The 25,139-nt window shown below is 65.7% G+C and carries 22 protein-coding genes and 2 pseudogenes; 18 read left to right on the forward strand and 6 right to left on the reverse strand.

Translation table 11 applies throughout. The features are described 5' to 3' along the window. From ABZW74_RS19205 to ABZW74_RS19240, 8 genes are all read left to right on the forward strand, one after another. Positions 1-667 (forward strand): TIGR03084 family metal-binding protein (locus ABZW74_RS19205; RefSeq protein ID WP_355278489.1); only part of this gene is annotated, 667 nt, incomplete at its 5' end. Beyond that, entirely contained in the window at positions 664-2,418 is a 1,755-nt protein-coding gene (locus ABZW74_RS19210; RefSeq protein ID WP_355278492.1) for an acyclic terpene utilization AtuA family protein, read from the forward strand. The genes ABZW74_RS19205 and ABZW74_RS19210, both read left to right, overlap by 4 nt. Before the next feature lie 2 nt (positions 2,419-2,420). Beyond that, positions 2,421-3,581: an acyl-CoA dehydrogenase family protein gene (locus tag ABZW74_RS19215; protein WP_355278495.1), complete on the forward strand. Its 1,161-nt coding sequence runs from the start codon at positions 2,421-2,423 to the stop codon at positions 3,579-3,581. Continuing rightward, entirely contained in the window at positions 3,578-5,176 is a 1,599-nt protein-coding gene (locus ABZW74_RS19220; protein ID WP_355278497.1) for an acyl-CoA carboxylase subunit beta, read from the forward strand. Before ABZW74_RS19215 ends, ABZW74_RS19220 begins: the two co-directional genes overlap by 4 nt. A gap of 10 nt (positions 5,177-5,186) precedes the next feature. Further along, positions 5,187-7,166 (forward strand): biotin carboxylase N-terminal domain-containing protein, encoded by a 1,980-nt coding sequence (locus ABZW74_RS19225; RefSeq protein WP_355278500.1) that lies wholly within the window; start codon positions 5,187-5,189, stop codon positions 7,164-7,166. After that, on the forward strand, positions 7,163-8,335 hold the full coding sequence (locus ABZW74_RS19230; protein ID WP_240860783.1) for an acyl-CoA dehydrogenase family protein: 1,173 nt from the start codon (positions 7,163-7,165) through the stop codon (positions 8,333-8,335). Before ABZW74_RS19225 ends, ABZW74_RS19230 begins: the two co-directional genes overlap by 4 nt. 9 nt (positions 8,336-8,344) lie before the next feature. Continuing rightward, positions 8,345-9,136, forward strand: a complete 792-nt coding sequence (locus tag ABZW74_RS19235; RefSeq protein WP_355278503.1) for an enoyl-CoA hydratase family protein — start codon at positions 8,345-8,347, stop codon at positions 9,134-9,136. Then, entirely contained in the window at positions 9,130-9,744 is a 615-nt protein-coding gene (locus ABZW74_RS19240) for a TetR/AcrR family transcriptional regulator (RefSeq protein WP_240860807.1), read from the forward strand. The genes ABZW74_RS19235 and ABZW74_RS19240 overlap by 7 nt, the downstream gene beginning before the upstream one ends. A 356-nt stretch (positions 9,745-10,100) precedes the next feature. Here ABZW74_RS19240 and ABZW74_RS19245 read toward each other — a convergent pair whose 3' ends face one another. Beyond that, positions 10,101-11,219 (reverse strand): NDMA-dependent alcohol dehydrogenase, encoded by a 1,119-nt coding sequence (locus ABZW74_RS19245; RefSeq protein ID WP_240860787.1) that lies wholly within the window; start codon positions 11,217-11,219, stop codon positions 10,101-10,103. Between the two features lie 25 nt (positions 11,220-11,244). Further along, a complete protein-coding gene (locus tag ABZW74_RS19250; RefSeq protein WP_355278505.1) occupies positions 11,245-12,741 on the reverse strand; it encodes an aldehyde dehydrogenase family protein in 1,497 nt (498 codons plus the stop codon). A gap of 187 nt (positions 12,742-12,928) precedes the next feature. Between ABZW74_RS19250 and ABZW74_RS19255 the strand changes: the two genes are divergently transcribed. Then, the gene (locus ABZW74_RS19255; RefSeq protein ID WP_355278508.1) at positions 12,929-13,516 is read left to right on the forward strand and encodes a DNA-binding protein; all 588 of its coding nucleotides are present in this window, start codon (positions 12,929-12,931) and stop codon (positions 13,514-13,516) included. Next, complete coding sequence (locus ABZW74_RS19260) at positions 13,501-14,166, forward strand: RES family NAD+ phosphorylase (protein WP_355278527.1); 666 nt, start codon at positions 13,501-13,503, stop codon at positions 14,164-14,166. The genes ABZW74_RS19255 and ABZW74_RS19260 overlap by 16 nt, the downstream gene beginning before the upstream one ends. Positions 14,167-14,446: 280 nt before the next feature. Here the strand turns inward: ABZW74_RS19260 and ABZW74_RS19265 are convergent, their stop codons facing one another. After that, positions 14,447-16,036, reverse strand: coding sequence for a helix-turn-helix domain-containing protein (locus tag ABZW74_RS19265; protein ID WP_355278529.1), 1,590 nt, complete (start codon positions 16,034-16,036; stop codon positions 14,447-14,449). Positions 16,037-16,254: 218 nt separating this feature from the next. On the opposite strand from ABZW74_RS19265, the gene ABZW74_RS19270 reads away from it, so the two are divergent. Further along, the gene (locus ABZW74_RS19270) at positions 16,255-16,764 is read left to right on the forward strand and encodes a pentapeptide repeat-containing protein (RefSeq protein ID WP_355278532.1); all 510 of its coding nucleotides are present in this window, start codon (positions 16,255-16,257) and stop codon (positions 16,762-16,764) included. Here ABZW74_RS19270 and ABZW74_RS19275 read toward each other — a convergent pair. Beyond that, a pseudogene (locus ABZW74_RS19275) lies at positions 16,740-17,099 on the reverse strand (MerR family transcriptional regulator); the annotation flags it as partial. The gene ABZW74_RS19270 and the pseudogene ABZW74_RS19275 overlap by 25 nt on opposite strands. 111 nt (positions 17,100-17,210) lie before the next feature. On the opposite strand from ABZW74_RS19275, the gene ABZW74_RS19280 reads away from it, so the two are divergent. The 4 genes from ABZW74_RS19280 to ABZW74_RS19295 are packed head-to-tail and all read left to right on the forward strand — an operon-like array spanning position 17,211 to position 21,622. Further along, positions 17,211-18,236, forward strand: a complete 1,026-nt coding sequence (locus tag ABZW74_RS19280) for an alpha/beta hydrolase (protein WP_355278511.1) — start codon at positions 17,211-17,213, stop codon at positions 18,234-18,236. After that, positions 18,233-19,120, forward strand: coding sequence for an SDR family NAD(P)-dependent oxidoreductase (locus ABZW74_RS19285; RefSeq protein ID WP_355278514.1), 888 nt, complete (start codon positions 18,233-18,235; stop codon positions 19,118-19,120). The genes ABZW74_RS19280 and ABZW74_RS19285 overlap by 4 nt, the downstream gene beginning before the upstream one ends. 1 nt (position 19,121) lies before the next feature. Next, a complete protein-coding gene (locus ABZW74_RS19290) occupies positions 19,122-20,039 on the forward strand; it encodes a ferritin-like domain-containing protein (RefSeq protein ID WP_240862528.1) in 918 nt (305 codons plus the stop codon). After that, positions 20,036-21,622, forward strand: a complete 1,587-nt coding sequence (locus tag ABZW74_RS19295; RefSeq protein ID WP_355278516.1) for an NAD(P)/FAD-dependent oxidoreductase — start codon at positions 20,036-20,038, stop codon at positions 21,620-21,622. The genes ABZW74_RS19290 and ABZW74_RS19295 overlap by 4 nt, the downstream gene beginning before the upstream one ends. Here ABZW74_RS19295 and ABZW74_RS19300 read toward each other — a convergent pair. Together ABZW74_RS19300 and ABZW74_RS19305 are read right to left on the reverse strand one after the other, a co-directional pair. Beyond that, complete coding sequence (locus tag ABZW74_RS19300; RefSeq protein WP_355278519.1) at positions 21,522-22,184, reverse strand: Pr6Pr family membrane protein; 663 nt, start codon at positions 22,182-22,184, stop codon at positions 21,522-21,524. The two genes, ABZW74_RS19295 and ABZW74_RS19300, sit on opposite strands and share 101 nt — an antisense overlap. An 8-nt stretch (positions 22,185-22,192) precedes the next feature. After that, positions 22,193-22,687 carry a hypothetical protein gene (locus ABZW74_RS19305; RefSeq protein ID WP_240862522.1) on the reverse strand — a complete coding sequence of 165 codons (495 nt, stop codon included), beginning with the start codon at positions 22,685-22,687 and terminating at the stop codon, positions 22,193-22,195. Between the two features lie 71 nt (positions 22,688-22,758). Between ABZW74_RS19305 and ABZW74_RS19310 the strand changes: the two genes are divergently transcribed. From ABZW74_RS19310 to ABZW74_RS19320, 3 genes and pseudogenes are all read left to right on the forward strand, one after another. Beyond that, the gene (locus ABZW74_RS19310; RefSeq protein WP_355278522.1) at positions 22,759-23,634 is read left to right on the forward strand and encodes an exodeoxyribonuclease III; all 876 of its coding nucleotides are present in this window, start codon (positions 22,759-22,761) and stop codon (positions 23,632-23,634) included. 191 nt (positions 23,635-23,825) lie between these two features. Beyond that, entirely contained in the window at positions 23,826-24,407 is a 582-nt protein-coding gene (locus tag ABZW74_RS19315) for a hypothetical protein (protein WP_355278524.1), read from the forward strand. Between the two features lie 123 nt (positions 24,408-24,530). Beyond that, a pseudogene (locus ABZW74_RS19320) lies at positions 24,531-25,139 on the forward strand (pyruvate kinase); the annotation flags it as partial.

The raw sequence follows: 25,139 nt of genomic DNA on the forward strand, positions 1-25,139 counted from the left end.
CGCGCACCTCGCCTGGACCGACGAGGCGGCTGCGCTGGCGGCGTCCGATCCTGACGCCTTCAACGAGGCCCTCGCGGCGGCGGCGCAGAATCCTGCGGGGTTTGTCGACGACGCCGCCGATGCGGGTGCCGCTGCATCCCCAGCCGAGATCCTCGACGGTTGGCGCGCGGTGCGCACCAAGCTCGCAGATCTTCTGGTCGCGGTGCCCGACGGTGTGAAGATCCCGTGGTTCGGGCCCCCGATGTCGGCGGCGTCGATGGCGACGGCACGACTCATGGAGACCTGGGCGCACGGCCTCGACGTCGCCGACGCCCTCGGTGTGACGATGCCGGCGACCGATCGGATCAAGGGGGTCGTGCACATCGGTGTTCGTACCCGCGACTACGCCTACATGGTGAACGGTCGGACGCCACCGACGGCGCCTTTCCGCTACGAGATCGTCGCGCCCTCCGGCGACGTGTGGACGTGGGGGCCCGACGACGCGACCGACGTCGTGCGCGGGCCGGCCGAAGACTTCTGTCGGCTCGTGACCCAGCGTCGGGCGCTCGCCGACCTCGACCTCACGATCACCGGTGACGACGCAATCGAATGGGCTTCGATCGCACAGTGTTTCGCCGGTCCGCCCGGGACCGGACGGCGCGCCGCCAACTCGAAGGGACATGCATGACGAACGGGCAGAGGCCATCGGTGATCCGCATCGGCAACGCATCCGGCTTCTACGGCGACCGCTTCTCGGCGATGCGGGAAATGCTCGAGGGCGGCGAACTCGACTACCTCACCGGCGATTACCTCGCCGAACTGACCATGCTGATCCTGGGGCGGGACAAGCTCAAGGACCCGTCCCTCGGCTACGCGAAAACCTTTCTGCGGCAAATGGAAGACTGCCTCGGGCTCGCGATGGACAACGGGGTGCGCATCGTCGCCAACGCGGGCGGCCTCAATCCGCACGGACTGGCGGTCGCGTTGCGCGAGCTTGCCGACAAGGTCGGCGTCGATGCAGAGGTTGCCTTCGTCGCGGGCGACGACCTGGTGAAGCGAGCCCCCGAACTCGGGCTCGGGAACCCGTTGACGGCCAACGCCTATCTGGGCGGGTTCGGGATCGCCGACGCGCTCGACGCCGGCGCCGACGTCGTCGTGACCGGACGAGTGACCGACGCATCGCTCACCGTCGGACCGGCGGTCAGCGCCTTCGGTTGGGAGCCAGACGATCTCGACGCACTCGCAGGCGCCGTCGTCGCCGGCCACGTCATCGAATGCGGGGCGCAGGCCACCGGCGGAAACTATGCGTTCTTCACCGAACTCATGGATTCCGGGAAGATGGGGCGCCTCGGCTTTCCGATCGCCGAGATCGCCGCGGACGGATCGTCGGTGATCACCAAACACGAGGGAACCGGTGGTGCGGTGACCGTCGGCACGGTCACCGCCCAGCTCCTGTACGAGGTCGGAGGTCCGCGCTACCTTGGGCCGGACGTGACGACGCGCCTCGACACTGTTCACCTCGAACAGCAAGGCGAGGACCGCGTTTCCATCACCGGAGTCCGTGGTGATCCACCACCCGACACCGTCAAGGTGTCGCTGAATCATCTTGCCGGCGTGCGCAACGAGATGACGATGATCCTCACCGGTCTCGACATCGAGGCCAAGGCCGAGCTGTTCAAGGAGCAGTTCCTCGCGGCACTGCCGACCTCGCCCGCCGAGATCAGCTGGGAACTGTCCCGCCTCGATCACGCCGACGCCGAAACCGAAGAGCAGGCATCCGCGCTGTTGCGTTGTGTGGCGCGCGATCCGGATGCAAAGCAGGTCGGGCGGGCGTTCAGCGGCACGGCCGTGGAATTGGCCTTGGCCAGCTATCCGGGCTTCACGATGACCGGCCCGCCCGGAAACGGCACGCCCTACGGTGTTTTCGAGCCCGGCTACGTCGACGCCGCGTCCGTCGAACATCGGGTGGCCCGGCACGACGGCGTGGTGCAGCTCGTTGATCCAAGTCCGCTGCGCACCAAGGTTCCTGCCGACACACCCGACGAACCCGGTCTGTCGGCGACCGATTGGGGACCGGCCGCGATGCTTCCCCTCGGCAGCATCGCCGGCGCCCGCAGCGGCGACAAGGGTGGCAGTGCCAACATCGGTGTGTGGGTGCGCGATCCCGATCACTTCGACTGGCTCGACGAGACCCTCGACGTGACGTTGCTCAAGCGGTTGCTGCCGGAGGTCGCCGACCTGACGGTGCATCGCTACCGGCTGCCGAACCTGCTGGCCGTCAACTTCGTGATCGAGGAAGTGCTCGGCCGGGGCGTCGCCGAGAACGTGCGGTTCGACCCGCAGGCCAAGGGCATGGGGGAGTGGCTGCGATCGCGGCCGGTGCCGATTCCGCTGAGCTTCACAGAAACAACCGATCCCGAGACAACCGAGCAGGAGTGACGGTGCCGATCACCAGTCCGATCTGGGACACCCCCGAACGACGCGAGTTGCGGTCCACCGTGAGGGGATTCGTCGAACGACATGTACTGCCACACCAGGACAACTGGGAGCGGGACGGGCTGCTGCCGCGTGACCTGCATCGTGAGGCCGCCAAGCTGGGTCTGTTCGGGCTGGGTGTGCCCGAGGAGGTCGGCGGCTCCGGCGGCGATCTCGTCGACGCCAGCATCCTGGGTGAGGAGTTCCACTATGCGGGGGCCGCAGGCGGTGTGTTCGCGTCGCTGTTCACCCACGGGATCGCGCTGCCGCACCTGATCGGTGCGGGCGATCCCGATCAGATCGACCGCTGGGTCCGGCCCACGCTGGCCGGCGAGAAAATCGGCAGCCTCGCGATCACCGAACCGGGCGGCGGCAGCGACGTCGGACATCTGCGGACCTCGGCGGTGCGCGACGGTGACCACTACGTCGTCAACGGCGCCAAGACTTACATCACCTCGGCGGTGCGTGCCGACTTCGTCGTGACCGCGGTGCGTACCGGAGGGCCGGGAGCCGGCGGCGTGTCACTGCTCGTGATCGAGAAGGACACACCGGGTTTCACTGTGACCCGAAAACTGGACAAGATGGGATGGCGTAGTTCGGACACCGCCGAACTGGCCTTTGTCGATGCCCGCGTGCCGGTGAGTAATCTCGTCGGACCGGAGAATTCAGGGTTCGCCCAAATAGCCACGGCTTTCGTGACGGAACGATCGGGCCTGGCCGTGCAGGCCTACGCCAGTGCGCAGCGCTGTCTCGACCTCACGCTCGCCTGGGCACGCGACCGGGAGACCTTCGGTAAACCGCTCATCGCACGACAGTCCGTGCAGGACACGCTCACCGAGATGGCCCGCCGCATCGACATCGCACGCACGTACACACGAGCGGTTGTCGAACGCAAGGTGACCTCCGGCGACGACCTGATCGCCGAGGTGTGCTTCGCGAAGAACACCGCCGTCGAGACCGGTGAGTGGGTGGCCGACAAGGCCGTTCAGCTGTTCGGCGGGCTGGGCTACATGACCGGCACCGAGGTCGAACGCCAATACCGGGACATGCGGATCATCGGGATCGGTGGCGGCACCACCGAGATCCTGTCCGGCCTGGCCGCCAAGCGATTGGGTTACCAACGATGACGGCGCTCAAGTCCACGCTCGACCCGGCGTCCCCCGAGTATGGCGCGGCCGCACAGACCATGCGCGACAAGCTCGCCGACCTGCAGACCGAGTTCGACAAGGCGCTCGCCGGCGGTGGTGAAAAGTACGTCGCCCGACACCGCAAGCGCGGCAAGATGACCGCACGCGAACGGATCGAGTTGCTCGTCGACGAGGATTCGGCGTTCCTGGAACTGTGTCCGCTCGCCGCCTACGGCTCCGACTTCCAGGTCGGGGCGTCGGTGGTGACCGGGATCGGCGTCGTCGAAGGCGTCGAATGTGTCATCGTCGCCAACGACCCCACCGTCAAGGGCGGTACGTCGAATCCATGGACGCTGCGGAAGATCCTTCGCTGCAACGACATCGCACTCCAGAACCGGCTGCCGGTGGTGTCGCTGGTGGAATCCGGCGGTGCCGATCTGCCGACGCAGAAGGAGGTCTTCATCCCGGGCGGCCGGATGTTCCGCGACCTCACCAGACTCTCCGCGGCCGGCATCCCCACCGTCGCACTGGTCTTCGGCAACTCCACGGCGGGTGGAGCGTACGTGCCCGGCATGAGCGATCACGTGGTGATGATCGAGAACCAGTCCAAGGTGTTCCTCGGCGGTCCACCGCTGGTGAAGATGGCCACCGGCGAGGACAGCGACGACGAATCGCTCGGTGGTGCTCAGATGCACGCTCGGCAATCGGGTCTCGCCGATTACTTTGCGGCGGACGAGCAGGACGCGATTCGGATCGGCAGAAGGGTTGTCGCCCGGCTCAATTGGCGTAAGCGTGGCACGGGTCCGGTCGCCGAGGTGATCGAACCCCGCTACGACGCCGAGGAACTGCTGGGCATCGTGCCTGCCGACCTCAAGGTGCCGTTCAACCCGCGCGACGTCATCGCGCGGATCGTCGACGACAGCGACTTCGACGAGTTCAAAGCCGAGTACGGGAGTTCGCTCTGCACGGGGTGGGCGCGGATTCACGGCTACCCGGTCGGGATCCTCGCCAACGCACAGGGCGTGCTGTTCAGTCAGGAATCGCAGAAGGCCGCCCAGTTCATCCAGCTGGCCAATCGCAGTGACACGCCACTTCTGTTCCTGCACAACACCACCGGCTACATGGTGGGCAAGGAGTACGAGCAGGGTGGCATCATCAAACACGGTTCGATGATGATCAACGCGGTGTCGAATTCGACGGTCCCGCACATCTCGGTGCTGATGGGGGCCAGCTACGGAGCCGGCCACTACGGAATGTGTGGCCGGGCGTACGATCCTCGCTTCCTGTTCGCCTGGCCGAGTGCGAAATCGGCGGTCATGGGCGCGGCGCAGCTGGCGGGCGTCATCTCGATCGTGTCCCGTGCGGCAACCGAGGCACGAGGCGGCACGGTCGACGAGTCGGCGGATGCGGCGATGCGGCAGATGATCGAAGCGCAGATCGAGGCCGAGTCGGTACCCGCGTTCCTGTCCGGAATGCTCTACGACGACGGTGTGATCGACCCGCGTGACACCAGAACCATCCTGGGACTGTGCCTTTCGGCCATCGACAGTCAAGTGACCGAGGGGACGTCGAACTTCGGCGTCTTCCGGATGTGAGGGGCGAGCGATGATCACCAGAGTTCTGGTCGCCAACCGCGGCGAGATCGCGCGCCGGGTCTTCGCGACCTGCCGCACCATGGGCATGTCGACCGTCGCCGTCTTCTCCGACCCCGATGCCGATTCACCGCACGTGCGTGCCGCCGACACCGCAGTCCGGCTGCCGGGCGCCACCTCGGCCGAAACCTATCTGCGCGGTGAGAAGGTCATCGCGGCAGCTCAGGCGGCGGGAGCTGATGCCATCCACCCCGGCTACGGATTCCTCTCCGAGAACGCGGAATTCGCGCAGGCTGTGCTCGACGCCGGCCTGACCTGGATCGGCCCGCCACCGCAGGCGATCGAGGCGATGGGTTCCAAGGTCAACGCCAAGAAGCTGATGGCCGACGCGGGAGTGCCGGTACTCGGCAACATCGATCCCGCTGCCGTCACGGCCGACGATCTGCCACTACTGATCAAGGCGTCGGCGGGTGGCGGCGGCCGCGGTATGCGCATCGTCGAAACGCTCGACGAGTTGGCCGAGCAGGTTGCCGGTGCGGCACGCGAGGCCGAGTCCGCATTCGGTGACCCGACCGTCTTCTGCGAGCCATATGTGCGCAATGGCCACCACATCGAGGTGCAGATCATGGCCGATCAGCACGGTGCGGTGTGGGCGGTCGGGGAACGGGAATGCTCGATCCAGCGTCGTCATCAGAAGGTCGTCGAAGAGGCGCCCGCGCCGCTGGTCGAGCGGGTCGGCGGGGATCTTCGTGACCGGCTGTTCGGCGCAGCCCGCGCCGCAGCGTCGGCGATCGGGTACACCGGTGCGGGCACGGTCGAGTTCCTGGCGGATGACGCCGGGCGGTTCTACTTCCTGGAGACCAACACTCGTCTGCAGGTGGAACATCCGGTCACCGAGCTGACCATCGGAACCGACCTGGTTGCGTGGCAGTTGCGCGTCGCGATGGGAGAACACCTCGACCCGACCCCGCCCGAGGCGTCGGGACACGCGATCGAGGTGCGGCTCTACGCCGAGGATCCGGCCGCCGACTGGCAGCCCCAATCGGGTACCGTGCACGCATTCGAGCTTCCTGCCGCAGCGGAATTCGGCAATCTCGATGGACCGGGCATTCGCGTCGACTCGTCGATCGCCGACGGATCGGAGATCTCGACGTACTACGACCCGATGCTGGCGAAGGTGATCTCGTGGGCGCCGACTCGCGAGCAGAGCGCGGCGCTGCTCGCGTCGGCGTTGTCCCGCGCGCGTATCCACGGGCCGGTGACGAATCGTGACATGTTGGTGAACACGTTGCGCCACGAGCGTTTTCGTGCGGGCGATACCGACACCGGTTTCATCGAGTCGATCGGTCTAGAGGTGCTCTCGGGGTCCCTGGCCGACACGACCGACGTTCGGGAAGCGGTGGTCGCCGCGGCGCTGTCCGACGCTGTGCGCAACCGTTCGGAGGCCACGGTGCAACCTGGACTGCCGAGTGGTTGGCGCAATCTGCCGTCGGGGTTCTCGATGAAGGGGTTCACCGTCGGCGTAGACGAGGTCGACGTTCGATATCGATTCTCGCGCAACGGTGTCGAGCTTCCCGACGATCCGGATCTGGAGGTCGTCGCAGTCGGTGTCGCCGAGGTGACTCTGACGAGGTCCGGTGTGCAGCGGACTCTTGCCGTTGCCCGTTACGACGAGACCGTGTACGTCGACGGACCGTCGTCGTCGGTGACACTGCGGCGTCGACCGCGCTTCGTCGATCCCGCGGCACTGCAGCGGCCGGGTTCGCTCCTCGCTCCGATGCCGGGTTCGGTGATCCGTGTGGCGGTGGCCGAGGGTGACCGAGTGAGCGCCGGTCAGCCGCTGATCTGGCTGGAGGCAATGAAGATGGAACACACGGTGTCGGCGCCGGCCGACGGTGTGGTGACCACGGTGCAGGTCAGCGCCGGACAGCAACTGGCACTGGGCGATGTCCTTGCCGTCATTTCCGATCCTGAGGAGGAAACCGTCTCATGACATCTGTGGACAATCCGTTCGTCGAGAGTCCGGAACGCGCCGATCTGCGGGCGTCGGTGGCCGCGTTCGCCGCCAAGTACGGGCAGGAGTACTTCCGGGAGTGTGCCCGCGAGGGACGCAAGACCGACGAGATGTGGATCGAGGCAGGCAAACTCGGCTTCATCGGAGTCAACCTCCCCGAGGAATACGGCGGGGGTGGTGCGGGCATGTACGAGCTTGCCATCGTCATGGAGGAGATCGCGGCCGCAGGCACCGGGCTGCTGATGCTGGTCGTCTCACCGGCCATCTGTGGCAACATCATCGCTCGCTTCGGCACCGATGAGCAGAAGCAGCAGTGGATTCCGGGACTCGCCGACGGCACCATCACCATGGCATTCGGTATCACCGAGCCCGACGCGGGGTCGAACTCCCACCAGATCACCACCACTGCCCGCCGCGACGGCGACGACTGGATTCTCAACGGGCAGAAGGTGTTCATCTCCGGTGTCGACCAAGCACAGGCGGTTCTGATCGTCGCCCGCACCGAGGACGCCAAGACCGGAAAACTCAAGCCCGCGTTGTTCATCCTTCCCACCGACACGCCGGGCTTCCACTACACGATGATCGACATGGAGCTGCAGAATCCGGAGAAGCAGTTCCAACTGTTCCTCGACGACGTCCGGCTTCCTGGCGACGCCCTCGTCGGGTCCGAGGACGCCGCGCTGAGCCAGCTGTTCGCGGGCCTGAATCCCGAGCGGATCATGGCAGCGGCCTCGGCCGTGGGGATGGGGCGATTCGCCCTCGACAAGGCCGTCGACTATGTGAACAACCGCACGGTGTGGAAGACCCCGATCGGCGCGCATCAGGCGATTGCTCATCCCCTCGCCGAAGGCAAGGTGCAGATCGAGATGGCCAAGCTGATGATGCAGAAGGCCGCGACCATGTACGACGCCGGAGACGACTGGGGTGCGGCGGAACCCGCCAACATGGCGAAATACGCTGCGGCAGAAGCGTGTGTGAAGATCGTCGACCAGGCTGTGCACTCCATGGGTGGCAATGGCTTGACGAGCGAGTACGGCTTGGCGCCGATGCTGAGTCTGGCGCGGATCGCCCGGATCGCGCCGGTCAGTCGTGAGATGGTGCTGAACTTCGTGGCGCAGACCAGCCTTGGTTTGCCCAAGTCGTACTGAGAGGGTGCCGTGACTGAACTGGTGCACAGCGCCGTCGACAACGGTGTCCTGACCCTCACGTTGGATTCGCCGAAGAACCGTAATGCGCTGGGCGAAACCTTGGTGGCTCAACTACTCGCCGGGCTGCACGGAGCGGAATCGGATACGTCGGTGCGTTCGGTGGTGCTGACCCACACCGGTGGAACCTTCTGCGCCGGCGCAGATCTGAGTGAGGCGTTGACCAAGGGGGTGTCGGTCGAGGAAGCGTCGTCGATCGGTACGAGCGCGATGCTCGACCTCATGCGGACCATCATGGAGCTGCCGAAACCGGTCATCGCCAAGGTCAATGGTCATGTGCGGGCGGGTGGGCTGGGCCTGCTGGGGGCAAGTGACATGGCGTTCGGAGGGCCAGATTGCACGTTTGCGCTGACCGAATCTCGACTTGGTTTGGCGCCATCGGTGATCTCGTTGACGTTGCTGCCCAAGCTCACCGCGCGGGCGAGCGGACGGTACTTCCTGACCGGCGAGACCTTCGATCCGGCCACCGCCGTCGCCGTCGGACTGCTGACCGAGACTACCGACAGCGCAGCGGGTTTGGACGACCTGGTGGCAGCGGTCCTGACCGGTGTGCGAAAGGCGTCGCCGCAGGGGCTTGCAGCGTCGAAGGCGTTGACGACAGCCGGTCACCTCGCCGACTTCACCCGATATGCGCGTCAGCGCGCGGGCGAGTCGGCGGAGTTGTTCGCCTCACCTGAGGCGCGGGAAGGGATGACGGCGTTCCTCTCCAAGACGCGGCCGAGTTGGGATCTCAGCTCATCGTGACCGCCGCGTCGCAACGAACCCCGCAGCAGGAACGCTCGCGTCTGACGCGTGAGCGTCTGCTGGCCTCGACCATCGACGTGCTCGCGTCCGAGGGGTGGGCCGCGGCGACGGTCGCCGCGGTGGCCGAACGCGCCGGGGTCTCCAGAGGCGCTGCGCAGCACCACTTCCCGACCCGGGAATCGTTGATCACCGCCGTCCTGGAACAGATCTTCGACGACATGGCCCAGGCCGCGACAACCCTCGTCGACATCGTGCCCGACGACCTCGACGAGCGTGCACGGATGGCCGTCGACCGTGCGGTCGCCATCTACACCGGCACCGAATTCAAGGCGTCGCTACAGGTGTGGGCCGCCGCGGCGTCGGACGCGACATTGCGCGAACTGATCCTCCCGATGGAGGCGAGGTTCGCACGGGCCGCGCACCGCATGGTGATGAGCGCTCTGGGCGCGGCACCCGACGATGCGAATGCGCGTCGACTGGTTCAGGCCACCCTGGACTTGGCGCGCGGGCTGGGCCTCGCGGACACCTTGTCGGATGATTCCGCGCGACGAGCACAGGTTGTCGACACGTGGTCGGCGATGATGGCGTTGGGCCTGCGGTCAGTGTGACTGGTTCCTGGAAGATTGAACGCGAGGGCCGAGTGTGTGCTGGCTGTTTCTGGTGGTTGAGTAGGTCGAGGCGCTAGCCGAGGCCGTATCGAAACCCGGTGAGATATCCATGTCCGCAACCACTTTGGTTGCGGACATGAGCTTCTTGCGAGGTTTCGATACGCGTCGGGCTCGCAGGCTCGCTCGTCGCTACTCAACCAGCGGGTGGGGCGGGCTCGCAGGCTCGCTCGTCGCTACTCAACCAGCGGGTGGGTCGGGCTCGTCGCTACTCGACCAGCAGATGAGGTGCGCCACCATGGAACCGGCCCCGGACGCGGCGGGGGTTCCGCGTCCGGGGCCGGGGTCATGGCGACAGCTCAGCTGTCGTGGATGATCACACCGCGAATGTTCTTGCCGTCGCGCAGATCCTGGTAGCCCTCGTTGACCTGGTCGAGGGTGTAGGTCTGGGTGATCAGCTCGTCGAGCTTGAGTTGGCCTGCGTCGTAGAGTCGCAGGAGCCGGACGATGTCGTATTGCGGGTTGGCCGAACCGAACAGCGACCCCTTGATGGTCTTCTGATTGAGGGTGAGGTCGGTGCCGGAGACGTGCACGGTCAGCTTGGTCGGATCGGCGAGGCCGGTGATGACCACCACGCCGCCCTTGCCGACGACGGCGGTCGCGTTCTGCACGACCTCCTCGTCGACGGTGCCCACCAGGATGAGTGCTTGGTCGGCGCCCTGTCCCCAGGTGAGTTCGTTGACCTTCTCGGCGGCTTCCGCGGCGTTGGCGTAGGCGTGGGTCGCGCCGAACTTCAGTGCCGTATCACGCTTGAGCGCAACCGGATCGACCACGACGACGTACTTCGCGCCGGCCGACACGGCACCCTGCACCGCGTTGATGCCGAGACCGCCGATGCCGTAGATGACCACGGTGTCGCCGGCCTGCACACCGCCGGCGTACACGGAGGTGCCCCAGCCCGACGGGACGCCGCAACCGACGAGCACGGCCTTGTCCAGCGGCAGCCAATCGTCGACCTTGACCACCGAGTGCTGACTGATGGTGGCGCGCTCGGCGAAGGTGCCGAGCATGCACATCGCGCCGAAATCGTCGCTGCCGGAATGGAACCGGAAGGTCCCGTCGGGCATGGAGCCTTCGAGGATGGTGGCGCCCATGTCGCAGAGGTTCTGGCGGCCCGTCGAACAGTAGCGGCACGTGCCGCAGTTGGGGATGAAGCTGCAAACCACGTGGTCGCCGGGCTTCACCTTGGTGACGCCCGGGCCGACGGCCTCGATGATCCCGGAGCCCTCATGGCCGCCGACGATGGGGTAGCGGGGTGGGAGGTCGCCGTCGGTGAGGTGCAGATCGGAGTGGCAGAGTCCGGCCGCGGTGTACTTGATCAGTACCTCGCCCTCGCGGGGCTCGTCGAGGTCGAGCTCGACGAGTTCGAACGGCTTGCCCGGTCCGGTGAGTACGGCAGCCTTGGTGGTGAGTGACATGTGTTGTGCTCCTTTGCAGAACGGGTCAGAGGGAGATGTTGACGGCTTTTTGCTGGGTGTAGAGGTCGATCGCCGACGACCCGAGTTCGCGTCCCCAGCCGGACTGCTTGTAGCCGCCGAACGGCATGGCGGTGTCGAAGCCGTTGTACTGGTTGACCCACACCGATCCGGCCTTGATCTGGCGAGCGGTCTTGTGCGCCTTGGACAGATCCTGCGTCCAGATGCCCGCGGCGAGTCCGTAGATGGAGTCGTTGGCGGCCGCGGCGACACCGGTGTCGGCGTCGAAGGGCAGCGCGGCGACGACCGGCCCGAAGATCTCTTCGCGCACCACCGAGAAGTGCGGTTCGACGTCGACGAACACCGTCGGCTCGATGAAGAATCCCTCATCGCCCCAACGCTTGCCGCCGGTGAGGGCGCGTGCGCCGTCGGCGAGTCCGGCCGAAAGGTATCCGCTGACGCGGTCGAACTGTTCCTGACTGACCAGCGGTCCGAGCTCGGTTTCGGGGTGCAGACCCGGTCCGATCTTGGCCTGCGACGCGGCTTCTGCCACAGCGGCGGTGAAGTCGTCGAAGATGGGACGTTCGACGAAGAGCCGGGTGCCCGCGACGCAGCACTGGCCGTGATTGAACATCCACGCCGCAACCGATCCGGCGACGGCCTTCTCGAAATCCGCGTCGGCGAAGACGATGTTGGGGCTCTTGCCGCCGAGTTCGAGGGAGACCTTCTTCAGATTGCCCTTGGCCGCCTCGACGATCTTCTTGCCGACCTCGGTCGAGCCGGTGAACGCGATCTTGTCGACGTCGTCGTGGGCAGCGAGCGCGGCGCCGGCGTCGCCGAAGCCGGTCACGATGTTGACCACGCCGGGCGGGAAGCCGGCTTCCTCGAAGATCTCGCCCAGCAGCAGCGCGGTCAGCGGGGTCTGCTCGGCGGGCTTGAGGATGACGGTGTTGCCGGCGGCGAGTGCGGGCGCCAGCTTGAACGAGGCCATGAGCAGGGGGAAGTTCCACGGAACGATGAGCCCGCACACGCCAACCGGCTCGCGCAGCGTGTAGGCGTGGAATTCGCCGCCCGGCACGAACGGCATCGAGACGTCGACCGTCGAACCGGTGATCTTGGTGGCCAGGCCCGCGTTGTAGCGGAAGATGTCGGCCGACCACGACACGTCGACGGCGGTGGCGATGGTGGCGGCCTTGCCGTTGTCGAGGGCCTCGAGCTGACCGAACTCGGCGGCGCGTTCGGTCAGCAGGTCGCCGACGCGCCACAGGAGTCGTTCGCGCTCATTGGGTTTCATCGTCGCCCACGGTCCCTCTTCGAAGGCGCGTCGGGCTGCGCGGACGGCGCGGTCGATGTCTTCGGCGCCACCGTGGGCCACCGAGGTGATCGGCCGAGCGGTCGCGGGATCGATGGTCTCGAAGGTCGCGCCCGACGCGGCCGGCACCCAGTCACCCCCGATCAGCAGGGGGCGGTCGGTGGCGATGAAGTCACGGACCTTCGGGAGCAACTCGGTGGCGACGGCAGTCAAAGGAACCTCCTGGTCGAGATCGGCCGGTCGGATGTGACCTGGCTTACACATGCGATCTGACTTATTTCTGCCATCGATCGGGCGTCGCGCGCTGTCCAGAAACTGAACAGCTGGGTGAACAGGGACGTCGATTAACGACTGGTGCTATCGTTAGGAAACGTTAGTTCTGGTGGACGGAGGGAATCGCATGTCCGTCGACGAACTCGAACGGCTTCTGCGAGATCGGTTTGATCTGGGTCGCGCCGATCTCGTTGCTGCGCTCAAGACGCTCCCGCCGCAACGGCCGGGGGCGGCGCGATTGACTGAGAACGAAGCTGCGCTGCTCGACGACCACGGTTTCACCGAGAATGCCGAGGCGTATGCGGAGGCCGCAGCCGACGCCATCGCGCAGATGGGGCGTCTGCTCAGCACGGCGTTTTCGTCGCGCGAGGTGGCTCAGGGATTGGGTGTCTCCGATTCTCGGGTACGACAGCGCCGCGTCGATCACACTCTGTGGGCGATCCTGGACGGTCGGCGGTGGGTCTATCCGGCTGCACAGTTCGATGACGGTCGCGAAGGAGCCGGGCTCACGCAGGTCGGTGGACTCGAACGCGTATTGCCATTCCTGTTGGCGCAGGAGCTTCGCCCGTTGTCGGTTGCGGGGTTCTTGGCGACGCCGCAGGCTGACCTCGCTGTCGACGGGCAATTCCAGTCTGTCCGAAATTGGTTGCTGCGCGGTGGTCCTGTCGATCCTGTGCTGCGTCTCGTCGAAGCGGGTGACTGGGCGGCTTCATGACGGCAGACTCGATGCTGCCCGAGCCGCCATCGCCGGATGCTCTGCGCGCCTTGGGATGCCGTGACGACGAGTTACGAGTGATCCCGATCGAACAGGTGTGGTGGCGAGTGCACAAGACCATCGGTGATCACGTTCTGGCATGGAACGCGATGCGCACCTATGGTCCGCTGTTGCGTTTCGATCCGCATGCTCCACCGGTCGGCGAGGACTCGAGCGGGAAAAGCGTGTGGTACGGCGCCATTTCGCCGGACGCGGCTTTGGCGGAATCCTTCCAGTTCGACCGAACCATCGACCGCCAACTGGGACGTCCGTACCTGACCGGGCTCAGCTTCACCAGGCCACTGAGAGTGCTGGATTTGGCGGCCGACAGCACGGGTGCATGGGTGACACGTGTGGGTGGCACATACGCCATATCGACTGGCGCCCATGACATCACCCAGCGCTGGGCCCATAACATCGCAGAGGCAGTCCCGCACATCGACGGTCTGCGATACAACAGCCGGTTTGCGGGCGCGCCGTGCCTGGCCCTGTTTGCGCCCGCCACCACCGCAATGCCCGAGCGGCCGCGGCTTTCCTTGCCTCTGTCGCACCCCGATCTCGCCGGCCGCATCGCCGGAGCTGCCGGGCGACTTGGCTATTCGGTTGTCTGAGCTAGTGTCGCCGCGTCCCGCTTCCGCTGTATGTGTCCGTTTCCGCTGGCTGAGCCTGGACCCGTGGAAGCTCAGTGAGGGCGTGCGTCCAACAGCGCGCGCCAGCCGACCTCCGCTCCCTGAGGTGCTCGAGGCGCTAGCCGAGAGCCTCGAAGGGCTGGTGAGACAAGCTAATTGGGTAACCACGAAGCAACGGTAACCAGGCCTTCGAGGCTCCTCGCTAGCGCTCGCCGCACCTCAGGCAGCGGGATTTGGCCTCGGATTCGGGCTGAGTGTTGCGTCAGATTCCCAGCGCACGCATGCGTGCGTACAGCGTCGTCCGGCTGATACCGAGTTCCCGGGCGGCGTGCACTTTGTTGCGTCCGGCGCGGTCGAGCGCGTCGATGATGGCCTGGCGTTCGGCCTGTTCGCGGCCCGAGAGATGTGCCGCCCGACTGGTCGTCCGGTAGCGCTCGGGCAGCGCCGCGACGTCGACGACGCGTGTGTTGCGGTTCCGGCAATCCTGCGCGGCGTGCTCGAGAACCGACCACAGTTCGCTGAGATTTCCCGGCCATTCCTGCGAGAGCAGGGCGTCGGTGGCCGGCGTCGAGAGCCGGAGGTCGGCGTCGATGGAGGACAGGATCGACGTGGCGATCGCGGCGAGTTCGGCGGTGCGTTGGCGTAGCGGCGCAAGGTCGACGCGAGAAGTGCAGCGGCTCAACAGAGCCGACACCGCTGCCCCGGCGCCGGGGCCGCTCACCAGGATCAGCGGATGATGGGCATCGGCGGTCGCGGCTGCTCTGGTCAGGAGTGACACGGTCTTGTCGTCGAGAAGGTCGACACCGTCGACGATGAGCGGTCGGTTGTCGCGACGGCTCGCGGCGAGCATGCCGATCACGTCTGGCTTCTCGCCACCGATCAGCGCGTCGGCGACGTCGAGAATGATTGGGGTGGAACCATATTCGTCGGCAACTGAGAGGGCACGCGTGCTCCGGCCGGTTCCCGGCTCACCGACCACGGCGATGCTTGCTCCGCTGGATTGAGGTTGCGTGCCGGCGAACGTGAGCGCCGGTCGATCCGCCGGCGAGATCGTCCGGAACCGGAACAGCGCGGCGCCCTCGGCGCCTGCGATCGGCTCGACCACGACGTCGGTCTCGACGCCCGACGCCAGGGTCATCCGCAGGTTGGTGATGCCCAGAGTGGGATCGGCGGCGAGGGTTTGCAGCGTGCCGATATCGGTGGGCGACAACAGTTCTGCGGCGAGGGCGTTGGTCAGTTGGAGGTCGTCACCAAGGGCGGCGACCGCGATGTCGCGTCGGGGTGCGGCCCGCTGGAAGGCGTCGAGGATGCAGCGTTGGTGGGCGCGGGAGCGGTCGAGGAGGCGGTCGGCGATGTCGGACACGATGCCGGTGACGAACGGGACCGACAGCGGGTTGATGCGGTCGGCGATCTCTGTCATGCACAGGATGCCCGCGAGGCGGCGCGTCGCCGGGTGGACGATCGGCTGCCCGAAGCAGCTGAGGTGTTTGAACTGATCGAGGTAGTGCTCGGCGCCGTTCACGGTGACCTGCCCGCGCACCTCCGCCGGCGTGCCGAGTGCGGTGGTCCCGACCGATTCCTCGCCGAATGGGATGCCCGGTGATGCGCCGAGGTCGTCGAGGGCGCGCTCGACGGTGCTCCCGAACGCGACGCGCGTGACCATGCGGCATTCGTGGTCGACGAGCAGCAGCGACATGTTGGTGTCGGCGAGCTGGGGCGCGGCGGCGTCGAGGACTGGCCGCGCGGCGTCGAGCAGGGGATCGGCGGAAGCGATGTCGACGGTGGTCGTGGGCGGTGCGGCGTCGGGCCGGACCCCGGACAGCTCCGACCGACGCCACGAGTGCGCGATCATCGCGCGCTGTGGACCGCGGCCGGGGCGGATGGATGTGTCGATGGTCACACACCCTGGCATAGATTCGGTGCGGGGGGAAGGGCGGGGTCAGGATCAATGGCGTCACTGAAAGGGGTCAGGTCGGCGCAGGAGAGCTGTCGGTGTGCTCATGCTCGTCGGGTGGCTGCGAGAGCAGTTGTGTCAGAAGCTCGTTGGTGACTCGATTGAGCGCAGACCGAGTGGCGGCATCTGCCAGTGCACGCAGTCGGACGAGTGAGAGGGTCACGTCGGCGACACGTTCGTCGCTGTCGGGATGTGCGCTGTCGGGATGTGCCCTGTCGGGATGTGTGCTGTCGGGATGTGTGCTGTCGGGATCAGGGCCAGATTGGGCGAGTGCGTCGGCGGCGTCGGTCAGTGCGGTGCTCAACGCGTCGAAGGCCGGTGCGACCTTCTCGACGGTGTCGAGCACGGCGGACACGGGACGTGCCTCGGTGGCCAGGGCGAGGATGGCCTCGACGACGGCGGGCTCGTTCACCGTGGCGTCCCCGCGCCCGATGGTGATGAGTCCGAGCCGGGCCAGCCGACGGGCCGCGTCGCCATCTACGCCGTCAGTTGCGAGATCGGACAGGGTGGTGTGGGGATTCTGGGCCACCGGCTCGGAGAACTCGGCCTCGAGTCCGAGGATGTCGGAGATCTGGCGGCCACTCTGGTGGGCGCTGAGCAACTCGTCGATGTGGGCGATCTGGTAGCCCCGCGAGAGCATCGAGCTGATCAGTGAAAGCCGGGTGACGTGGGCATCCGAATAGAGCGTCACCCGTCCCACGCGGTGTGGGGCGGGGAGGAGTCCGCGCTCGCGGTAGGCACGGATGTTGCGGGTGGTGACGCCGGTGATGCGCGCGAGGTCGTCGATGCGGTACCTCTCCGACCGCGAGTGTCCCAATGTCTGCCGGGTCGCATTGGTGACCAGCTTGGTCACGGAGGATTCGAGTTCTCGGGACTGTTTGCCGACATACGCAGGCGCCCCTGACAGCTGATCGATGATCGCGGCCAGCTGTTTCAGTCGTTGCGGCGTCGTTCGTGCCATTCCTTGGGTGCTCCCGACCTGTGCCTGGTGTGCCGATAAGCGTACTTCCGAAATCACCCACGGCGAAATGCGCCATTGACAACTGGCACGTTTTTGGATGACACTCAGGCGGTGGCTCAGAACACACTCAGGTCCAAGGCGGTGGCCGAGGTCGCCCGCCACACATTGCGCCCGTTCGCCGAGATTCTGCCGGCCGGCGCTGTACAGGTGAGCATCTCGCGCGCTCTGGTCGCCGCGGCCATGCTCGTTGGTTGCCCACCGCCGCACCGCGTCCGCGTGGACCGGCTCAACACGGGGAGTTTTCGGGGCGAGTGGGTCTTCCCTCCCGGATCAGAGGACTCTCGCCGCATCATTCTCTACGTCCATGGCAGTGGATACGCCATCTGCTCCGCACGAACGCATCGCGGGTTGGTCGCCAGGTTGACCCATCTCACCGGGATGCCGGCCTTCACCGTGGACTATCGGCTCGCACCCGAGCATCCGTTCCCGGCCGCTGCCGACGACGTCGAGGCGGCGTACGGCTGGCTTCAGGACATCGGCTACCGCCCCGAGAACATCACCGTGACAGGTGATTCCGCGGGTGGTCACCTGATCCTCGACCTGCTGGCCGAGAACGCCCGCCGCGGGCGTCCGCAGCCGCGGGCGGTGTTCCTCATGTCGCCACTGCTCGATCTGTCCCTGAAACTGGCGCGGCGGCGTGAGCGCACCGGACGACCCGACCCGCTGATCTCAGCGCGTGCCGCGCGACGTCTCGTCGGGCACTACACCAAGGGGCAGCCGGATGACCTGCCGCGCATCAAGATTGCCTTCGATCAGGCTGCGACGAAGGGGGACGGATCACATGACCTGGATCGGTTGCCGCCAACGCTCATTCAGGTAGGTGGTTCCGAGATGCTCTGTGCCGACGCCGAATCGGCCCAGGCCCTGCTTCAGGATGCCGGAGCGACGTGTGACCTGCAGGTGTGGCCAGGTCAGATACACGTCTTCCAAGCTCTGCCCACGCTGATACCCGAGGCCGGCGACGCGCTGGCCGCGGCAGCCGAGTTCATTCGGACGGCAGAAATGGTGCCGTCCGGTAAGAGGCCGAGTGCGACGAGAGGACCGCTCGAGGCGCTCACCGCGGAAGCAGCAGGATGAGCAGCCGACGAACTCGCAGGGCACGGGCAGTGGTCACCGGTGCCGGGAGTGGGATCGGACGGGCATTCGCCGTCGAAATCGCCCGTCGTGGTGGACAAGTCCTCTGTGCCGACATCGACCAGGATCGCGCACATGCGACCGTGGAGATCATCGAACGCGCCGATCGTGGGCGAGCGTCGGCGTACTTCTGCGACGTCTCTCAAGTCGACGACATGCGTGCGCTCGCTGATCGGGCCCGCGAGTACTTCTCGGGTCCGACAAGCTTGATGATCAACAACGCCGGCGTCGGCATCGGCGGACGAGCGGTGGGCTCCATCGGAATCGATGACTGGGAATGGGCGTTGGGCATCAACCTTCGCGGCATGATCTACGGCTCAGAGCTCTTTCTGCCGCAACTCCAGGAGTCCGGCACCGGTGGTCTCATCAACGTTGCGTCCGCTGCTGCCTTCTCCGCCGCACCCGGGATGGGTGCCTACAACGTGGCAAAGGCAGGCGTACTGGCGCTTTCGGAGACCATGGCCGCGGAGCTGGCCGGTAGCGATGTCGCAGTGACGGTGCTGTGTCCGACGTTCGTGCGCACCAACGTGGCAGCTGACGGCAGGATCACCGCCGACGCGATGAAACTGGCCCAGACCCTGATGCGGATCACCGGCCGATCGGCCGATCAGGTGGCCCGGCAAACCCTCGACGCCAACGACCGTGGCCGCCTTTATGTGCTGCCACAACTCGACGCCAGGATCATCTGGCTGGCAAAGCGTTTGCTGCCGCGGACCTACGTAGTGGGCGCGGGCCTCTTGGGCCGCGCATTGCCGACGGTGGAGCCACCGGCGCAACCGGTCGCCGACGAAAGCTTTGTACCGGAATACGACATGAGAGGAATCTGACATGCCCATCGTGCTCGAGGACATGCTGCACACCATCAAGGACCGACAGTGGGCGTTGGCTGACATCGACTGGGACGCACCCGGGGCCGAGCTGATCTCGGAGGAACAGAAGCCCAAACTCAAGGCGTTCATGGCCGATCTCGTCTGGATCGAGAACGTCGGTGCGCGCGGATTCGCTGCGCTGGCGAAGAAGGCCCCCGACGACACACTCGCCGAGATCTACCGGTACTTCCATGCGGAGGAACAGAAGCACGCGAACGCGGAACTCGCCCTCATGCGTCGATGGGGCATGCTCACCGACGATGAGGTGCCCGAACCCAATATCAACATCCGTCTTGCCATCGAGTGGCTCGATGCCTTTGCCGACCGCATGTCGCTGTCGGTGTTGGGCACGGTGATCCCGATGCTCGAAGTGGCCCTCGACGGTGCACTCCTGAAGTTTCTTCTCGAGGAAGTGAAGGATCCGGTGTGCCATGAGGTGTTCCGCAAGATCAACTCCGACGAATCCCGACATCTCGCAGTCGATTTCCACGCTCTCGACATGATCGGCAATGCGAGGTTGCGAAAGCTGATCATCGAGGCCGTCGGGACCGTCGCGTCGCCGGCGGTCATCATCGGCGCACTCATGTATGTGCCACTGCTGAACAAGATGCGCGACAACATCGTCGCCATGGGTCTGCGTGAAGAACGTCTCTACGATGCGATGAAGCGATTCAAGAAGAACGGCGAACGTGGCAACGGAACCCGACTGATCACCTATCAGGTGCTGAAGTATCACGCAGGATGGGTTATCAACCGCGACAACCCATATCACTACTTCGCCGACGCCATGGTGCGCATCACCGACCACTATCCTCGATTCCTGCTCCGCCCGCAGCCGACGTGGTCGAAGGAACTGACCTACGAGCCGGTCGCATGAGCGCGGTGGACGACGCGGCGGTTGAATCAGAAGTCGACGATTCGGTCGATCTCACCGTCGACGCGGCCACGGTGATCGTCGGCGCAGGTTTCGCCGGCATCGGTACCGCCATCCGCCTGATCCAGCAGGGTGATCGTGACTTCGTCATCCTCGAACGGGATGTGCGGCCCGGCGGGACGTGGCGCGACAACACTTATCCGGGTGCCGCCTGCGACATCCCGTCGCGGCTGTACTCGTACTCATTTGCGCCCAATCCTGATTGGTCGCACTCCTATTCGGGTAGCCGCGAGATCCTGGCCTACATCGATCGGATGGTCGCCGATTACGATCTCGCGCGCCACATTCGGTACTCGCACCTGGTCGTCGGCATGGAACTCGACGAGTCGTCGGGAACCTGGCGCGTCGACCTGGCCGACCGACCCTCCCTCGAGACCCGCGCTGTGGTGGTCGCCTCGGGTCCGCTGTCCACACCGGGCTACCCGCAGATCGAGGGTATCGATCGGTTCGGCGGCCACAAGATGCATTCGGCGGCATGGGATCACGACTACGACTTCGCCGGAAAGAAGGTCGGCGTGATCGGTACCGGGGCATCGGCGGTCCAGATCATCCCCGAACTGGTCCGCGGGGGCGCACAGGTCACGGTGTTCCAGCGGACGCCGGGCTGGGTCCTGCCACGACTCAACCGTCGGATCTCCTCGCTCGCGCGGGGCGTGTACCGGAACGTGCCCGGCACACAGAGCGCTGCGCGCTCTCTCTGGTTCTGGGGGCACGAGTCGGTTGCCGTGGGCGCCGTCTGGAACTCGCCGTTCACCCGTGTGATCGAAGGGGTGTCCAAGGCCAATCTGCTTGCACAGGTGCGTGATCCGTGGATGAGGAGGCAACTGACTCCGGATTTTCGAGCGGGATGTAAGCGTCTGCTCATGAGTAGTGACTATTATCCGGCGCTCCAAGCCGACAACTGCACGTTGGTCACCTGGCCGATCGCTCGCATCTGCGACAAGGGCGTGCGCACGGTCGAAGGTATCGAGCGCAGATTCGACTGCCTGGTCTTCGCAACGGGATTCGAGGTGTCCAAGCAGGGTACGCCGATCCCGATCCGTGGCCGAGACGGCCGCGATCTGGGTGAGGAATGGTCCCAAGGTGCGTATGCGTACCGCAGTTTCGCAGTGGCCGGCTACCCGAACATGTACTTCACCTTCGGGCCGAACTCCGGTCCTGGCCACAACTCTGCACTGGTGTACATGGAGGCCCAGATCGATGCGATCGTCACGGCGATCACGACAATTCGAGACAACGATCTCGCACTTCTCGACGTGCACCGGCCCGCCCAGGATCGCTACAACGAGTCGATACAGCGCAGGCTGGCCCGAACAACCTGGAACTCTGGTTGTCGCAGTTGGTATCTGACCGACAGCGGGTTCAACGCCACCATGTACCCGGGGTTCGCGAGCCAGTACATCCATCAGATGCGTACCGTCGATTTCACCCGCGATTTCCGTGCGGTGGCGCGGGAGTCGGTGATCGCGCGCCCAGCCAGTAGACGCCGAACGCCATCAGCGCCATCCCGGCGAACACCACGATGAGCGACAGCGTCATCGACAGATAGCCCTGGCCGCGAGGATCGATGAACGGGTACGGGTACCAGTCGACGAACGGTCCGCGGATCAGGGTGTACACGCCGTAGACGAGGGGAAGGGCCAGCCAGGTGAGCCAACTGCGGTCGGGCAGGAAACGTGGGCGGAAGACGATCCAGTCCACGAGCAGGACGATCGGCATCGTCCGGTGCAGTACACCGTTGATCCATTCGATGTTCAGGTTCACGTCGACGTTGGCGAGCAGAAGTGCGTAGACGATGCCGGTGATCACCATCGCCGTCGTGACCGCACCACGCAACCATTGCCATCCGGCACCGGCGGGCGCGGCGATGGCGCCGACCAGCAGAACGATGACCGCGGCGACGTTGCTCAGGATGGTGAAGTAGCTGAAGTAGTCGGCGAGGGTGAATCCCGGGCTGTCCCAGCTCTCGATCGGCAACAAGATGAGCGCCGTCAGTCCCAGTGCCGCGAAGCCCAGCCGAAGGACACGGGCCCACCAGGTCTGCGAGCGATCGACGGACAGGGGCGCTGCAGGCGTGGGTGCGGCCATGTCGCGGTCTACTTGGCCGTCGCCTTCACCGCCATGACAACTGTCCCCTTGCACGGCCCGCTGTCGATGACGGTCCGCCATGAGCCGGTCTTGGTCCCGTCACGTCGCGGGGTGTACCAGGCGACGGAGTGCGCGGGCGCCCACACCTTGGGTTTGCCGGCACCCATGTAGCAATCCCACTGCCAGTCGAAGCGTTCGACCCAGCTGACCCCGTCCCAGGTGTACCGGGGTGGGCGGGGGATGGTCGGATTCTGCGCTTGCGGGCCACCGACCACCGTCGCGACGCATCGGCCGCCACTGCACTGGGTGGCGAAGGTGTAGACGTTGGAGAAATCCGGTTCACGTTGTCGAGCCGCGAGGCTGGTGCCGGTCTTCGACGCGGCATAGCGAGTCAGTGTCCACTGGCCGTTCCAGGTGGGCGCGGCCGCCGCAGGTCCGGAAGTGACCGCGAACCCGGTCGTGGCCAAAGCGAGGGCGAAGAGGATGACGGCGTACTTGCGCATGGTGTCAGTACATTGCGATCGGTCGTCGACCGCAGCAAGTTCGCTCAGGCGACCCGATTACGCTCGGTGGCATGCGTGTGGCGACCTGGAATGTGAATTCGGTGAAGCAGCGGATCCCGCGGTTGCTGCCCTGGCTCGACGAACGACAACCCGACGTCGTATGCCTGCAGGAGACCAAGCTGTCCGACGATGCGTTTCACGAGGTGCTCGGCACCGACCTCGCCGACCGTGGTTACGCCATCGCCCACCACGGCCAGGGTCAGTGGAATGGGGTGGCACTGCTGTCGCGGGTGGGGCTCGACGACGTGCAGAACGGTTTCGACGCGATGCCCGGTTACCCGGACCCGGACACGCTCGAGGCCAGGGCGGTCTCCGCAGTGTGCGGCGGCCTCCGCGTCTACTCGCTCTACGTCCCCAATGGCCGGGTGCCCGACTCCGACCACTACACCTACAAACTGGACTGGCTCGCGGCGCTGTCGCGGTCGATCGACGACCCGTCGTCGACGATGCTGTGCGGGGACATGAACATCGCCCCGACCGACGCCGATGTCTTCGACCCCGACGCGTATGTGGGCCATACGCACGTGACCGAACCCGAGCGAGCGGCGCTCGCACGGTTCGAGGTGCTCGGCCTGCACGATGTGGTGCGTGAAAGATGGCCGGATTCACGAGTCTTCAGCTACTGGGACTATCGTGCCGGAATGTTCCACAAGGATCTCGGTATGCGGATCGACCTGATTCTTGCCGGTTCGCAGGCGGCGGACCGGACCGTGGCCGCATGGGTGGATCGTAAGGCGCGCAAAGGAACCAAGCCGAGCGATCACGCACCGGTGATCGTCGACCTCGACGATGCCCCTGATGGCGATATCGGCCCGATGGTGCCGCCGCCGTCGAATCCGGCCAAGCGCGGATCGTCCAAGGTGAAGCTGCCGCAATCCACGGACTGACCTGCGGTATGTCCGTTCAGAAGGCTAAATGTTAAGGCGTACAAAGGAACCGGTTGGTCCTCTGATCGGATTAGTACGATCGAACGGTTTTCCACAGGGCGCGCTCAGCCGACGCTCAGCCTGTCATCAGTTCGTGATACGAATGCATCTCCGCGGATGGTCTGCGGGATGTCAAAGGGAGAGATTGGCTTATGAAGAAGCTGACTTGGGTCTTGGGGTTCCTTGCCTTGGCGCTGGCGGCAATCCTGGTGGTTCCGACCGGAACCGCGGGTGCGACGCCGGCCGGAAAGGTGCCGACACACAACGCGAACGCGACCATCTCGCCGAGCGGTGACACCATCACTGTCAAGCTGCGCGATGGGAAATTCGTTCCGAATCAGGCAAATACCGAGATCAAGGTCGTCGACGGGCGCGGCAACGTGACTGAGACCGTCCCGCTGATGCCGGTGTCCAACGGCAAGACCGTCCACGTGCGCGCCATTGTGTCGCAGGACGGCAAGACCGCTACGTTCCACGGGCCTGTCGCCACACCGGTTGCCAAGAAGAAGCCGGGCAAGCGGATGACCAGGGACCAGGCTTTCCAGAAGATGACCTACCAGCTCAACAAGGATTGGCCGTGTGCGGCGCCGTACATCATCGGTGGCGCCCTCATCGGGTTGTTCTTCATCGTGGGCTGGGTCATCGGTGGCGCTATCGGCGCCTACATCGGCTACACCACCTGCAACCACGGGGCCGGCTTCCGGTCAGTGGTCACCTGGTGGAACACGCCGTAGTCGTAACCTCGCACAGTGCGGTACCCGGGTCCCGGCGTGTCCTGCGCCGGGACCCGGTCTGTGTCACCAAGTGTTCACCCGCGTCGAATGGTCGACGTCATCGGTGGTCAGTACCCTCGCGACATGACATCGACCGCGACATCGGTGAACGGGTCGAGGCACCGCGACCTCGCACGATTGCGGGACCGCCTGGCCGCCCTACGGCACGACGCGCTGACTGCCGAAGGCGCCGCGTCCGACGCCATCGCGGGCGTACATCCGTCGCATCGCGCGAGTGCCGCCAACATCATCCACTACTGCGCGTTGCGCGCCCATGACCTTCGTGACCTGCAACTCGAACTGAGCGCAGAAGGGCTGTCGTCCCTGGGGCGCATGGAGTCGGGGGTGATGCGCAATCTGGATGCGGTCATCCGCATCCTCGACGACGTACTCGGCAGGTCCGAACCCGCCGACGACGCAACTGCCGATGCCCCTGAGCCCGGCCCTGGACCACTCGCCGAGAACGCGGTCGCCCTGCTCGGTCCGTCGCCGGTCGGTCGGCCGACGAGAATCATGGTCACCATGCCGTCGGACGCCGCTCTCGACACCGCGCTCACCGTCGAGTGTGCCGCAGCAGGAATGGATCTCGCCCGCATCAACTGCGCTCACGACGATCCGGTGGCCTGGCGGTCGATGGCCGCCCATGTGCACGCAGCGCGCGCCGACGCTCGGGTGGCGATGGACCTCGCCGGG

The organism is Gordonia sp. NPDC003585, assembly GCF_040610755.1.
Classification (GTDB): domain Bacteria; phylum Actinomycetota; class Actinomycetes; order Mycobacteriales; family Mycobacteriaceae; genus Gordonia.